We start from the raw sequence: 13,565 nt of genomic DNA, 5'->3' as shown, positions 1-13,565 counted from the left end.
GCGCCGCGCAGGCGCCGGCGGCCCGGGGGGGCCGGCGCACCGGCCGCGGCCGCAGCTACGTGGGGGAGTACTGCACGTCCCTGGACATGGCGGGTGCCTCCCCCCCCCTGGTGAACCTCGACGACGAGATCGAGTCGCTGCTGCTGGACCCGGCAGAGATCCCGATCCGCACGTTCTAGGTTCCGGTGCACGACGGCGGGCCTGTCACATTGGTGACCGGCCCGCCGTCGTTCTTCGGGTATCGGCTGAACCGGTGCTCTGCCTCTGCGATCAGCAGGGACGGTAGGTCTTGCCGCCGGGTAGGTAGCAGCGAGGACCGGTGTAGCCGGGGTACGGATCCGCAGCAGGGGGTGCCGGGGCCGGTGCTGGCTGAACATACGGCGCCGGTGCGGGTGCGGGTGGAAGATTTGCGATGCGTTCGCGCTCCGCGGCCGCAGCAGCTTCGGCGGCCAGCCGGTCTGCTTCGATGCGGGCATTCGCCTCCGCCTGGACGCGTTCGGCGTCGAGGCGAGCGGCCTCCGCGGCTTCGGCCTGGACGCGTTCGGCCGCGACCCGTGCGGCTTCTACAGCCTTGGCCTCCGCTGCCGCTGCTCGGGCCGCCTTCTCCGCCTCCACGCGTTCCCGTTCGGCGGGAGTTTCAGCGTCCTTCAGCGTGGCGGTCTGGGTATCGGCGGGGGCCAGTGCACGTTCTCCATCCGCGATCCGGGAGTCGAGGTCCCGTAGCAGGGCTGCAGCACGATCGGTACCGAGGGCGACGACCCGAACGGTGTCCTTACCTGCTTCGAGCGATTCCCGCAGAGCTTTCGCAGCCGTGAGAGCCGCGAGGATGCCTGCCGCGGTTGCAGCCGCAGCAGAGCTCGTCTCACCCACGGGGGCGTCGGTTGCCGCGGCGAGAGTCTCGACGACGTCGTCCATCTCGGCGGGGAGGGTGCAACCTGCGGCCGGGTCCAGCAGACCGACGGCCTGCGCCGTGGCTTCCTCATACGCGTCCTGTACTGCGTCGTAGTACTTCCTGTTCGGCTCGACGAGCATCGGAACGCCCAACCCCACACGTGCGAGTTCGGCGTTGACGAGGGTCTGGTCCTCGACGAAGACGGCGGCCAGCACGCGGTCGTACCTGTCGGTCCGCTCGACGTCGAAGTCCAGCCCCACCCGCGTGCCCGGAGGAGTCAGCGATTCGAGCTTCTCGGTGGCCTCCTGGCCCAGGCACTCGACGGGCTTGTCGGGATGCTTCGTCTCGGGGGTGTCCACGTTGAGCAGGCGGACCGTCTGGTCGGCATCGTCGAAGTTGATGACGAGGGTGTCACCGTCGATCACGCGCACCACGGTGCCCGGCTGATAGCCGGCCACTGTTTCGTCTGAAGCCTCGGGAGTAGTGGAGGACGTGCAGGCAGTCAGTGTCGAGGTGAGAACCGCAACGGACAAAAAGCCTGCCGTGGCGAGGCGGGGGAGTCGAACAGGTGTCATCGGTCTTCTTCTGCGGGTACGGGTAGGGCTGAGGCGGCATACGGTGGGGACAGGCTGGAGAGTTGTTCGGTCCACTGCATGGGCAACGTCAGATTTCTAGCACGGAATGATGCTCTTGTTTCCCGCGTGCTTTCTCGGTGCTGAACATGCCAGTTCGTCGTCGGGCGGCGATTCCGACAGGTTGAATCACGTATTCACTGCTCTTCAGCCATTAATTCTCAGGTCAGTACGGGCAATTTGTGCTGACCGGCTTCATTTGGACGTCGGCGGACCTTGACCAACCTTGAGCGAAAGCTGAGGTAAGTGCTTGTCGTCGTCTGGCTGCACCAATTTTCTACGGAGGAGGCGCGAACCCTGCCTGGTGCCACATCAGAGCTCGGGCTCACACTGGGGCAGTCGATCATGCGATCTGGTTGAAGATGTCGTGGCGTGGCTGTGACTCAGCCCGCACGCTTGACGGTGAACTTCATTCTTCCCCGTGGCAATCGGCAAGGAGGTGCGTGGTGGTTTCGTGAATGGTGATTCGCGACAGGGCCCGGAAGTCGAGTTTGTAGGGTGTTGCAGGAAGAATTCTTCCCGAACGGAGGAGCTGCTCGAAGGGCGTGCGCGACGGCGGGAGGGGCGTTGCCATTACTTCGCCATTCTCAGTGACGCTGATGGTCTCGCCGTTCTTGACGCGCTCAAGGATCCTACTGCTCTGATCACGGAATTCACGGTGTGGAGTCGTTGTCATGGGACCTCCACGGCAACTGTAGCAACGTCGTTTTCTACCTACAGCCGTGTCGAACTCTCGGACGAATCCGCTCCTCTTAATCGATACCGTCGCGTACCCATACCATCGGTTGCGACCTTGACCGATGGTATGAGTACCGTCAGCCGTCCCCGCCGCGCAGCACATCGACGTGCACATGATCGAGGTGGCGCAGGATCTCGTTCGCGGGGGCCGGGGCATCATAGGGGTGCCACTGTCCGCGGGCGAGGTGGCTGCTCCAGAACTGGTCGTCGAAGATGACGTACTGGATGTCCAGGTCCTCGGCGTGAGCTACCAGCCAGTGCGCCAGCATCCAGCCCTGCCGTCGATTCTCCTCGGTGACGGGCCGGAAGAACACGTCGATGGCCCGCCCGCTGTAATGCGTCGAATCCCCGCCGTGCCCCTCACCCACACCGCCCGGAGCGAATCCACCGAGGCTCTGGTCGCCGAACACCTCGGCCATCGCCACGCGCACCTGGTCGGCACGGGGTATCAGACCGGTCTCGGTCAGGTCCTCCTCGGGCAGATCGGTGGCCGCGGAGCCTCTGCAACTCAGCACCGGCCCGGCGTCGTCCGCCGGACCCTCCGCGAGACTGCGCAGGACGCCGTCGTCGAGGTCCGAGGTGTCCGGCGCCTCCGCGCCGCGAGCGCGGAGGGCAACCGCCGTCGTCGCCCGCTGGGCCTCGTCGCGGGTGAGTCCCACCTCGCCGTCGAGGGTCCGGACCGTGCACTCCGGTCCGGCGAGGAGGGCGCCTCCCTCCGAGCGCAGGGTGCCGAGCAGCGCAGGGCCGAGGATCACGGCCATGATCCCGAGCAGGCCCAGGACGAGCACTCCGATGAGGGCTGGCAGGGCGCTCCGCCGCATTCTTCCTGTACGAGTGCTGCTCATCGTGCGTACGCCCTCGTGTGATCGTGGGAGACGAACGACGGTTGTGATCCGTCGGCGGTGGTGGCTGGAAGAAAGGTGATGCCTGTCCTTGTCGTCGAGGTGCCTGGCCTCCTGCTGCAGATCAGGAGATGTCCTCCCCTCTCCACGAACGAACTCGGGCAGCCATTCCCGCCGGCACCGTCTCGGCCGACGCGCTGCCCTACACCTGCGGCTCACACAGGGCGATGACCTCGTTGGCGGCGGCCTTGTACCCGTCGGGGTCGAGACTGAAGCGCCGGCCGGCCGCGTAGGCTCGCTGCATCTCCCGGAAGGGCTCCTGCATGACGGTCAGGAGCTCGCGAAGATCCTCCGAGGACGTCTCGCCCACGCCTTCCAGATTCCCGGCGAGGGCCGCGGCCTCCGTGGCCGTGGTGTCGTCGAGCTCGGACACGCCGCTCAGGAACCGCGCGGACTCGGACACCAGCCCGCCGTCGTCGCCGATCAGTGCCCGGCACGGTGCGGCGTCTGCGGTGTCCGCAGCAGGTGCTGCGGAAGAGGGCGGTGCGCCGGGAGCCGCGGCCTCCGGGGCGGGGGAGGAACACCCCACCAGCAGGAGTGTGCACACGATCAGTGCAGTCCTCTTCATCAAGGGTCCTCGCGTTCGGGGGAACTGTTCGCGCCGTGTGTGGCGCCAGGGCCAACCTAGATCAGATCCCCCGAACGAGCACTACCCACCGGGAGGTTGACGTCAGCGCGGAGCTGAGGGGTGAGCCGATGCGATTGCAACTCCGAGGACCACCCCAGGAAGGACGACGTCGAAGCCCGTGAACGTGCGGTTCGCGCTTCCCGGAGGCGCTACGGTCGACTCATGAGCGATCCTTCCCCCAGCACCGCGTTCGTCGAGGCCGTGACCGAGCAGACCCTGCTGACCCTCTCGCCCGAGCGCCTCTCCGCATTGGCTGCTGCAGCGGCACCGACGCACGCGAAGCTGCGCACCCTCGCCGCCGTCGACCTCGGGGAGACCGCCCCGGCCACGTCCTTCGACGCGTCCTGGGACTGAGGAGCACCCGTGCAACCGTATGAACTCCCGCTCACCGAAGCCTCCGCCGCCCTCGCCTCCGGTGAGCTGACACCGCTGGAACTCACGCAGTCGGCGCTGGCCCGCATCGACGCCGTCGAACCCCGCGTCCACGCGTTCGCCACCGTGACCGCCGACCTTGCGCTCGAGCAGGCCGAGCGGGCCACCGCCGAGATCCGGCAGGGCCGGCATCGTGGTCCGCTGCACGGCATCCCCGTGGGCATCAAGGACCTCATCAACACCGCCGGGGTCCCCACCACCGCGAGCTCGAAGGTGCGGCAGCACCACATCCCGGACAGCGACGCCGCCGTGGTGCAGAAGCTCGCCGACGCCGGCATGGTGATGGTGGGCAAGACCCACACGCACGAGTTCGCCTACGGCGGAGTCACCCCCACCACCTTCAACCCGTGGGACCTCACCCGCATGACCGGTGGCTCCAGCGGGGGCTCCGCCGCGGCGATCGCCTACGGCGGGGTGCTGGTGGCGCTGGGGTCGGACACCGGCGGGTCCATCCGTATCCCGGCGTCGTTCTGCGGGACCGTGGGCCTGAAGCCCACCTACGGGCGGGTGTCCCGTACCGGGGTGGCATCGCTGGCGTGGTCGCTCGACCACGTGGGCCCGCTGACCCGCAACGTCACCGACGCCGCCCTGGTGCTGAACGCCATCGCCGGGTACGACCCCCGCGACACCGGGTCCGCGAACCGTGCGGTCCCGGACTTCACCGACGGGATCGACGACGGCGTGCACGCGCTGCGCATCGGCGTCCCCACGAACTTCTTCACCGAGGACCTCGACGCCGACACCGACCAGGCCGTGCGGACCGCCGTGCGGGTGCTCGAGGATCAGGGCGCCGTCGTGGTGCCGGTCGAGATCCCGCACGTCGAGCACCTGGGCGCGGTGATCGCGGGGATCATGATGCCCGAGGCCAGCGCCTACCACCGGCGGGCCCTGCGGGAGACGCCGGAGCTGTTCACGGAGCAGGTCCGCGGTCTGCTGGAGGTGGGGGAGACCATCCTCGCCACCGACTACATCGACGCGCTGCGGTTCCGGCAGCTGATGAAGGAGGGGTGGAAGGAGCTGATGCGGTCGGTGGACGTGATCATCGCCCCCACGGTGCTCTGCCCCGCACTCCCGGCCGAGGACACCGAGCGCTCGCGGCCGGACGGGAGCAGCGAGGATGCGGGGGTGGAGTTTGGGCGGCTGTCCATCCCGGCGAACCTCTTCGGTCTGCCGTCTCTCCAAGTGCCGTGCGGCTTCTCCGCCGACGGGTTGCCGCTGGGCCTGCAGATCATGGGCAGGCCCTTCGCGGAGCAGACCGTGCTCCGGGTGGGCAGGGCCTACGAGCGGGTCGGCGACGCGGTGGGCAGGATCGCGCCGCTCTGATCGTCGGGCCCCGACTCATGTGATGACGAAGGCCGCCGTAGGAGCGCAAGTGCTCCTGCGGCGGCCTCGATGGCAACCGGCTGATGCTGCTTCAGGTGCGATCAGCCGGGATTCATCCGAAGGTCAGACGTGGGCGGACCGACGACGGACCACGAACGTGCCACCTGCTGTTGCGGCCAGGACGAGGCCGGCGCCGAGGGCGAGAGCTGCCGTGTTGTCGGCGGGCTTCTGTGCGATGCCGGTCTCGGCTCCACCCATGGGCATCTGCACGACCTGCGGCCCAACCGGCGTCCCCGGCGCGACGGTCGGAGCCGGGGTCGGGACGGGAGCGCTGTCGTCCGGAACGAGGTCGGGGTTGTACGCGAAGTTGCCGTTCTCGCAGCCGATTCCGTCGAGGTCACGATCGAGGTGCGTGCCATAACCTGGGAACCCGGCCGGGATGTTGTAGACACCGGCGTTGGCTGCCTGTGTGCAGTTCTGGAAAACGATCGGTGCAGCCAGGGCCGGCGATGCGGACAGCAGCGTGAGACCGGCTACGGCGCCGAGCGTGATGGAGGCAGTGCTCTTCTTCATGATTTCCCCTTGGAAGTGTTCTGACGCGCGGATCATGTCGGCGCGGTGACATCCAGAGTTGTAGCACGAATTCATACTTGTCGACGTAAGAGCGAAAAGGGGGACAGGGGGCTGCCGGTGGTTGCTTCCGGCCGTCGATTTCCGTCTACAAGGGGGCGCCACCACGCGGATCCACGGCCGGGATGATAGTCCCGTGGCTGACAGCGAGAGTCTGCTCCGTCGGTTCGTCGGCCAGAATCTTGCGGATAACCTGAGCCGAAGCTGAGGAAAGTAATCCCTTCTCCGGTCAGGAGGAGCCCTAGGCTGAGTGCAGCAATTTCTCAGCGCGCCGAGTCGGCAGCGCTTCATCGACTCCGGGGACCACCATCACCACTCCATCTTTCCCGCCTGCCCAGAACGAGCCGGGCACGAGGACACCGATCCGCTGGTCCACGGCCATCGTGGCCGGTCTCGCCTTCTTCGTCGTGGTGATCGGCCTCATCAGCGGCGGGCTGAGCGGTGGCCTCATCATGGCCGCGCTCTTCGCCCTGGCCACCGGGCTCTACACGGCGGTCACCGACCGTCCCTCGTGGGCGCGTCTCAACGGCCGCAGGGCCGGAGGAATCACCGCGGGGGCCGCCGTCGGCGCCCTCCTGGTCGGAGCGGCCATCGCGCCGGCGGAGGAGACGGTGCCCACCGCCGTCGCCGAGGAGACCGCAGCGGCCGAGCTGAGCACCGAGCCGAGCACCGAACCGACTCCCAGCAGCACCCCGAGCCAGACGGCGACACCTACGGCCTCCGCGACGCCGTCATCGAGGCCGACGTCGTCGGCGACACCCAGCTCGACCGCAACGGCGGACGTGGCCCCGCTCGACTCCGACACCGTGGCCGAGGTGGACGGCGACCCGGCGGCACCGTCGGACCAGCCCGCCGCGAACACCGCCGCGCTCGCCCTGCTCGAGACGCTGCCCATCAAGGGCCGCGCGCCGAAGACTGGGTACAGCCGCGAGGAGTTCGGGCCGGCGTGGGCCGATGTGGACCGTAATGGCTGCGACACCCGCAACGACATGCTGAACCGCGACCTGACGGACGTCGTGCACACCAACTCGGTGCCCTGCAAGGTGGAGTCGGGCACGCTGGACGACCCCTATACGGGGACGGTCATCGCGTTCCAGCGCGGGCAGAACACCAGCAGCAAGGTGCAGATCGACCACGTGGTGGCGCTGTCCGACGCCTGGCAGAAGGGTGCCCAGCAGTTGAGCGCCGACCAGCGCCTGGCCTTCGCGAACGATCCGCTGAACCTGCAGGCCGCCGACGGACCCGCGAACCAGCAGAAGGGCGACGGCGACGCCGCCACGTGGCTGCCGCCGAACCGCGGCTACCGCTGCGAGTACGTGGCGCGCCAGATCTCGGTGAAGGCCACCTACACCCTGTGGGTCACGCAGGCCGAGCACGATGCCATGGCCCGCGTGCTCTCCGACTGCAACGGCATCCTCGCGCCCACCAACCAGGTGGCGCCGTCCGTCCTGCCCCCCGCCCCCGCGCCGCCCCCCGCTCCTCCGCCGGCCCCGGTGGAGACGCCCGCCCCTGAGCCCGTGGTGACGGACATGTTCGCCAACTGCACCGAGGCCGCGAACGCGGGGTACTCCAACATGGTGATCGGCTCGCCCGGGTACTCCCCGAAGCTGGACCGTGATGGCGACGGAGTGGCCTGCGAGGCCGCCGCGCCCGCACCGGCCCCTGCCCCGCCCGCCCCCGCCCTCCGGCGCCCGTGGCCCCGGCCCCCGCTGCTCCGGCGCCGTACTACCAGAACTGCGACGCCGTACGCGCCGCGGGTGCCGCGCCGATCTACGCGGGGCAGCCCGGCTTCCAGCCGAAGTTCGACCGAGACGGCGACGGCGTGGGCTGCGAATAGGTCGGGTCGACGAACAATCCTCGGCCATGCTGCAGACCAGGATCGCGAGGTTGTCCGGTCGCACTCGTCCGCGTGAGGTGGAGTCTGGCTCCTGGGGAGGCGCGGACGAGGTGACCTTGGGGGAACCCGCGTCCTGTCCACAGCGCTCGACAGGTAGGCTTCTCCGGACACTTCATCGACCTGCCAGGGGCCATCATCCCCACGTCATCCTCCCCGTCCGGCCCTGACAGGCCGGGTCCCACCACGCGGGGACCGATCCGCCGGTCCACGATGATCCTGATCGGTCTCGCCCTCCTCGCCGTGGTCATCGGTCTCGTCAGTGGTGGCCTGGGCGGCGGGATCATCGCGGTGGCGCTCCTCGTCCTCGCCACCGGGCTCTACACGGCGGTCACCGGCCGCCCCTCGTGGGCGCGCCTCACCGGCCGGAAAGCCGGCATGATCACCGCGGGGATCGCCGTCGTCGCCCTCCTGGCCGGTGCGGCGATCACCCTGCCGCAGCAGAGCGCCCCGGACACCGCCGCACTCGCCGAGCTGGAGACCCTGCCGATCAAGGGTCGCGCGCCGAAGACCGGGTACAGCCGCGAGGAGTTCGGGCCGGCGTGGGCCGATGTGGACCGCAACGGCTGTGACACCCGCAACGACATCCTCACGCGTGACCTCACGGACGTGGTCTACACGGACCCCGCGAACTGCCGGGTGCAGTCGGGCACCCTGGACGACCCCTACACGGGGACGGTCATCGACTTCCGGCGCGGCCAGGACACCAGCAGCAGGGTGCAGATCGACCACGTGGTGGCGCTGTCCGACGCTTGGCAGAAGGGTGCCCAGCAGCTGAGCGCGGCCCAGCGCCTGGCCCTCGCGAACGATCCACGGAATCTGCAGGCAGCCGACGGACCCGCGAACCGGCAGAAGAGCGACGGCGACGCCGCGACGTGGCTGCCGCCGAACCGCGAGTACCGCTGCGAGTACGTGGCGCGCCAGATCTCGGTGAAGGCCACCTACACGTTGTGGGTCACGCAGGCCGAGCACGACGCCATGGCGGACATCCTCGACGACTGCGGCGACACTCCCACACCGACCGATCAGGGAACGCCGTCGATCCCGCCGTCCTCCGGCCCTGCGCCGGTGGAGACGCAGGAGCCCCCGGCCCCCGCTGCCCCGGAGCCGTACTACGAGAACTGCGACGCCGTCCGCGCGGCCGGTGCCGCCCCGATCCGCGAGGGGCAGCCGGGCTTCCGGTCGAGGCTCGACGGCAACAACGACGGCGTGGCCTGCGGGTAACGCGGCTCTTCCCGTCCGGCTCTTCCTTGCGGCCCGTCTCAGGCGAGGCTGGTTCCGAGCGCCGTCATCACAGCGACATGGCCCCGAGCGTCTCCACGGGGTTCCCTGACGCCAGGGCCGCACGGTAGGTCTCGATCGGCCAGAGCGTCATCCCGCCGAGGGTCACCGTGGTGATCTCCCCGGCCCCATCGCGGGTGAACCGTACGGGCTCGCCCGTGGCGCCGAAGCCGGGCACGCGCTCCGAGCGGAACTCGTCCTCGCCCAGCACCTCCAGGAACTGGTGGGCGACGGCGGGTTCGGGGAACCGGGGGTTGATCGTCACGAGCCGCCCGCCGAGCTCCACGATGTCCGTGACGCCCCACAGGTTGGCGAACCGGCCGGTGTACGGGGCGAGGTCCTCGGGGGAGTGCCGCTCCTCGTCCGGGACCTCCGCGAGCGCGAGCTCGATCAGCTGCAGTAGCCCGGTGGCCAGGGCGTCCGCCGGTCCGTCCACCGCATTGGTGAGCACGCTCAGCACCAGCGAGTCCTTCGGGTCGATCCAGGTGCGCGTGATGTGCCCGGGATATCCGCCGCTGTGCCCCACGACCTCCCGTGAGCCCACCGTGCGGAGCTCGAAGCCGAGCCCGTACCGGCCGAGGTCGCGCCCGTGGGCACGGACGGTGGTCTCCTCGCGCTGCAGCAGCCGCTTGGAGGGATCGGACAGCAGGGTCTCGTCGCCGAACCAGTGTGCGGCACCGTAGCGGGTCAGTTCGGCGGCGGTGGAGAACCAGCCGGTCGCAGCCGCCATGGCGCGCGTGTCCACGTGCTCGATCCGCCGGCGCTCGTCGCCGGCCATGGTGAGACCGGTGTGCCCTGCGGCGTACTCCGCGGCCCGTCCGGCGTCGTACTCCGGCCCGGAATCCACGAGACCCAGCCGGTCCACGATGGTGGCCCGCACGTACTCGTTGTAGGACTGACCGCTCGCGGCCTCGATGGCCAGTCCCAGGAGCGAGTAGCCGACGTTGGAGTACTTGAAGTACTCGTCCGTCCCGTACACCTCCCCGTTCTCGCGGCACTCCGTCAGCAGTGCCTCCCGGTCCAGGAACTCGCCGCCGCGCTGCCAGAAGTCGTTGTCCGCGCCGTCGCGGATCACGCCGGCGTTGTGCCCGAGCAGGGCACGGAGCGTGACGGCGGCGATGGGCGCGTCCGCGAGCTCGGGCACCCAGGTGCTGACGGCGTCGTCGAGCCGGAGGGCGCCCTGCTCCACGAGCTGCAGCACGGCCGTGGCCGTCATGGTCTTCGAGTGCGAGGCGATCCGGAACAGGTGCGAGGTGGTGAGCGCCTCGCCGGTGACGAGGTCCGCGGTGCCCCACGCGGTGTCCAGCACGACGTCGTCGTCCACCCGCAGCGCGGCCTGGATGCCCACCGTTCCACGGTACGCGCCCTGGAAGGCGAGCCAGCTCCCGAGGTAGGGGGCGGCCCGGGTGAGGACGGCGGTGCGGTCGGCGCCGGAGAGGGTCATGGGCGTCCTTCGGGTCGGTGTCACGAGGGGATGCCCGGGAGCATCCATTCCCATCGTGCCCTGCGGCGGGATGGGAGCGTAATCCTCCCCGGTGATCCGCACCCGTGGTGCCACACTGAGGACCATGCTTCCCACACCGGAGTACGTGCTCTCCGACATCCACGAGGTCAAGCGGCTGATCCGCGAGAACCCCTGGGCCACGCTCGTCTCGTCGACGGCCGCGGGGATGGTGGCGTCCCACTACCCGGTGCTGCTGGAGGGGAACGACGACGACGCCATCAGTCTCGTCTCCCATGTGGGCCGCCCCGACGAGGCGGCGCACGAACTCGGGCGGCACGAGGTGCTGGTGATCGTGCAGGGACCCCACGGCTACATCTCGCCCGGCTGGTACCCGGAGGGCCAGATCATCCCCACGTGGAACCACGTCACCGCGCACCTGTACGGCACGCCCGAGCTCCTCTCCGAGGAGGAGAACATCCGGGTGCTCGGGGACCTGGTGGACACCTTCGAGCAGGTCATGCCCTCCCCGAGCTCGCTGGCCCTGGACCCCGGAGCGTCACGGCGGATCGCGCGGGGCACGGTGGGGATCCGCCTGCGGGTGACCCGCGTCGACGCGCGGGCGAAACTCAGCCAGGACAAGGCCCCCGGCGTGGCGGGCCGCGTCATCGACGAGCTCGAGCACGGCGAGCACTACCGCAACCCCGCGCTCGCACGCGAGATGCGCCGGGTGCGGCGATGACGGGCGCTGGCGGTCTCCTGCTGCGCTCGGCGCGACTGGTGGGCGGACCCGGGGAACCACAGGACGTCCTCGTCCGGGACGGGCGGATCGCGCGCATCGGTGCAAGCATCACTCCCGGGGCAGCCGACGTCGTCGACCTCGACGGTCGGTGGGTGTCACCCGGACTGTGGGATTCCCACGTGCACCTGGACCAGTGGGCCCTGGTGCGCCGGCGCCTCGACGTGTCCGCAGCCGGCTCGGCCGCCGCGGCTGCCTCCCTGGTACGGGACCGGCTGCGCTCCGACCCGCCCGGGACCGGGCAGATCCTGATCGGTTACGGATTCCAGGACGGTCTCTGGCCGGATGCACCGGGCAAGGACCTGCTCGACGACGGCACCGCCGGTACCCCCGTGGTGCTGGTCAGCAAGGATCTCCACAGCCTCTGGCTGAACTCGGCCGCCCTCGCACGGTACGGGCACACCGATTCCCCCACCGGGCTGCTCCGCGAGCAGGCGGCCTTCGACGTCAACAGGCGCATCAGCGCCGTCTCCGAGGAGCAGCTCGACGGCTGGGTGGCCGACGCCGCCCGCGCCGCGGCGGCCCGCGGCGCGGTGGGCATCACCGATCTGGAGATGACGCTCTCGGTGGACCGCTGGGCACGGCGGGCGGCCGGCGGCACCCGGAGTCTCCGGGTCCGGACGGGGGTGTACGCGTACGATCTGGACGCCATCATCGCCCGGGGTCTGCGGACCGGCGACGTCATCCCCGGCACCGACGGACTGGTCACCATGGGCCCGTTCAAGCTCATGACCGACGGGTCGCTGAACACGCGGACCGCCTACTGCCACGATCCGTACCCCTCCACGCCGGGAGCGGAGGAGGGCCGGGGACTGTTCCTCGTGGAGCAGGACGAGCTCGTCGAGCACCTGCGCCGGGCGTCCTCCGCCGGCCTGGTCCCCGCGGTGCACGCGATCGGGGACGCCGCGAACTCGGCCGCGCTCGATGCGTTCGAGACCGTGGGCTGCCGCGGCAGCATCGAGCACGCGCAGTTCGTGGCCGCGGGCGACTTCGAGCGCTTCCGGCGACTCGGCGTGATCGCCAGCGTGCAGCCGGAGCACGCGATGGACGACCGCGACGTCGCGGACCACTACTGGGCGGGCCGGACCGACCGCGCCTTCGCCTTCGGGTCCCTGGTCGCCGCCGGGGCGCAGATCACGCTCGGCTCGGATGCGCCGGTGGCACCGCTGGACCCGTGGATCTCGATGGCCGCGGCGATCTCCCGCTCACGGGACGGGAGGGACCCGTGGCACCCCGAGCAGCGCGTCCTCTCCTCGGTGGCCCTCGCGGCGTCGACCGGTGGGCGCACCACGCTCGAGGAAGGGTGCGTCGCGGACCTCGTGGTCACGGGGGCGGATCCGCTCGACGCCGACGACGCCGCACTGCGCTCCTTCGAGGTCTCGGCCACGATGCTCGGAGGGCGCTGGACCCACCTCGACCTCGGCTGATACGCCCCGGTGACGCCGCCGCCGTCGTGCCCCGGAGGATTGGTCCCCGTCCCCGCGTGGGCTAGTTTGGTGAGGACGTGGAGGAGAGCGGCACGCCGTGGCCGATGAGGGAGTCGATACACCGTGCTTGCGGACAACCGCCCTGGGACACCGGGCGCCGGGACGGACCGGGAGTTCCTCGCCTCGATCGTCTCCGCCGCGGACGACGGCGCGAGGTCGCTCCTCGGGAGTGCGCGCGGAGGCATCCGTCATCTTCCGCACCGGGTCCTGGCGAGCCGGGTCAAGCTCCTCGTCTCCTGCCACCGGGCGGACGCCTCCGCGTTCCACCGGTCCGCCGAGGTGCTGGACCTCGCCCGGGACCACCTCGACGGCCTGATCGCCCAGCAGGGCACCTCGGGCCTCTTCGTCGGCGGCGACAACGTCGACTCGCCCCCCGACTCGGCCTTCAGCCTGAACGACCTGGCCGACGCGCAGATCCTGCTCACCGACACGGCACCGCCGTCCACGGACCTGGCCGCCCTGCGAGCACGCCTGAGGACGATCATC

General features: G+C 69.9%; 12 protein-coding genes. 6 read left to right on the top strand and 6 right to left on the bottom strand.

Annotated features, from left to right (window positions below; genetic code table 11):
* Positions 1–270: 270 nt before the first annotated feature.
* The 4 genes from AC792_RS05240 to AC792_RS05230 form a co-directional block, all read right to left on the bottom strand.
* Positions 271–1,350: a thermonuclease family protein gene (locus tag AC792_RS05240; protein ID WP_049829487.1), complete on the bottom strand. Its 1,080-nt coding sequence runs from the start codon at positions 1,348–1,350 to the stop codon at positions 271–273.
* A gap of 583 nt (positions 1,351–1,933) precedes the next feature.
* Positions 1,934–2,200: a type II toxin-antitoxin system Phd/YefM family antitoxin gene (locus AC792_RS16235; protein ID WP_082177443.1), complete on the bottom strand. Its 267-nt coding sequence runs from the start codon at positions 2,198–2,200 to the stop codon at positions 1,934–1,936.
* 139 nt (positions 2,201–2,339) lie between these two features.
* Positions 2,340–3,083 carry a hypothetical protein gene (locus tag AC792_RS05235; RefSeq protein WP_082177441.1) on the bottom strand — a complete coding sequence of 248 codons (744 nt, stop codon included), beginning with the start codon at positions 3,081–3,083 and terminating at the stop codon, positions 2,340–2,342.
* 223 nt (positions 3,084–3,306) lie between these two features.
* Entirely contained in the window at positions 3,307–3,732 is a 426-nt protein-coding gene (locus AC792_RS05230) for a hypothetical protein (protein ID WP_049829485.1), read from the bottom strand.
* Positions 3,733–3,954: 222 nt separating this feature from the next.
* On the opposite strand from AC792_RS05230, the gene AC792_RS05225 reads away from it, so the two are divergent.
* Complete coding sequence (locus tag AC792_RS05225; protein ID WP_049829484.1) at positions 3,955–4,146, top strand: hypothetical protein; 192 nt, start codon at positions 3,955–3,957, stop codon at positions 4,144–4,146.
* 9 nt (positions 4,147–4,155) lie between these two features.
* Complete coding sequence (locus tag AC792_RS05220; protein ID WP_049829483.1) at positions 4,156–5,547, top strand: amidase; 1,392 nt, start codon at positions 4,156–4,158, stop codon at positions 5,545–5,547.
* Positions 5,548–5,670: 123 nt separating this feature from the next.
* Here the strand turns inward: AC792_RS05220 and AC792_RS17695 are convergent, their stop codons facing one another.
* The gene (locus tag AC792_RS17695) at positions 5,671–6,120 is read right to left on the bottom strand and encodes an excalibur calcium-binding domain-containing protein (protein ID WP_049829482.1); all 450 of its coding nucleotides are present in this window, start codon (positions 6,118–6,120) and stop codon (positions 5,671–5,673) included.
* A gap of 440 nt (positions 6,121–6,560) precedes the next feature.
* Here AC792_RS17695 and AC792_RS17995 point away from each other — a divergent pair, with 440 nt between their 5' ends.
* Both AC792_RS17995 and AC792_RS05205 read left to right on the top strand, forming a co-directional pair.
* Entirely contained in the window at positions 6,561–8,090 is a 1,530-nt protein-coding gene (locus AC792_RS17995; RefSeq protein ID WP_442853600.1) for a GmrSD restriction endonuclease domain-containing protein, read from the top strand.
* A 194-nt stretch (positions 8,091–8,284) separates the two neighbouring features.
* Positions 8,285–9,295: a GmrSD restriction endonuclease domain-containing protein gene (locus AC792_RS05205; RefSeq protein ID WP_082177437.1), complete on the top strand. Its 1,011-nt coding sequence runs from the start codon at positions 8,285–8,287 to the stop codon at positions 9,293–9,295.
* 67 nt (positions 9,296–9,362) lie between these two features.
* Here AC792_RS05205 and AC792_RS05200 read toward each other — a convergent pair whose 3' ends face one another.
* On the bottom strand, positions 9,363–10,796 hold the full coding sequence (locus AC792_RS05200; RefSeq protein ID WP_049829481.1) for a serine hydrolase domain-containing protein: 1,434 nt from the start codon (positions 10,794–10,796) through the stop codon (positions 9,363–9,365).
* Between the two features lie 124 nt (positions 10,797–10,920).
* On the opposite strand from AC792_RS05200, the gene AC792_RS05195 reads away from it, so the two are divergent.
* On the top strand, positions 10,921–11,535 hold the full coding sequence (locus AC792_RS05195; protein ID WP_049829480.1) for an FMN-binding negative transcriptional regulator: 615 nt from the start codon (positions 10,921–10,923) through the stop codon (positions 11,533–11,535).
* A complete protein-coding gene (locus tag AC792_RS05190; protein WP_049829479.1) occupies positions 11,532–13,019 on the top strand; it encodes an amidohydrolase in 1,488 nt (495 codons plus the stop codon). The genes AC792_RS05195 and AC792_RS05190 overlap by 4 nt, the downstream gene beginning before the upstream one ends.
* The last annotated feature ends 546 nt before the right edge of the window (positions 13,020–13,565 follow it).

It is taken from the genome of Arthrobacter sp. RIT-PI-e, from assembly GCF_001187915.1.
Classification (GTDB): domain Bacteria; phylum Actinomycetota; class Actinomycetes; order Actinomycetales; family Micrococcaceae; genus Arthrobacter_D.
This window is presented reverse-complemented; position numbering and strand designations above follow the sequence as displayed.

Coding starts and splice junctions, on each gene's coding strand:
- AC792_RS16235 (WP_082177443.1), bottom strand. CDS start 2,200: ATGACAACGACTCCACACCGTGAATTCCGTGATCAGAGCAGTAGGATC.
- AC792_RS05235 (WP_082177441.1), bottom strand. CDS start 3,083: ATGCGGCGGAGCGCCCTGCCAGCCCTCATCGGAGTGCTCGTCCTGGGC.
- AC792_RS05230 (WP_049829485.1), bottom strand. CDS start 3,732: ATGAAGAGGACTGCACTGATCGTGTGCACACTCCTGCTGGTGGGGTGT.
- AC792_RS05225 (WP_049829484.1), top strand. CDS start 3,955: ATGAGCGATCCTTCCCCCAGCACCGCGTTCGTCGAGGCCGTGACCGAG.
- AC792_RS17695 (WP_049829482.1), bottom strand. CDS start 6,120: ATGAAGAAGAGCACTGCCTCCATCACGCTCGGCGCCGTAGCCGGTCTC.
- AC792_RS05205 (WP_082177437.1), top strand. CDS start 8,285: ATGATCCTGATCGGTCTCGCCCTCCTCGCCGTGGTCATCGGTCTCGTC.
- AC792_RS05200 (WP_049829481.1), bottom strand. CDS start 10,796: ATGACCCTCTCCGGCGCCGACCGCACCGCCGTCCTCACCCGGGCCGCC.
- AC792_RS05195 (WP_049829480.1), top strand. CDS start 10,921: ATGCTTCCCACACCGGAGTACGTGCTCTCCGACATCCACGAGGTCAAG.
- AC792_RS05190 (WP_049829479.1), top strand. CDS start 11,532: ATGACGGGCGCTGGCGGTCTCCTGCTGCGCTCGGCGCGACTGGTGGGC.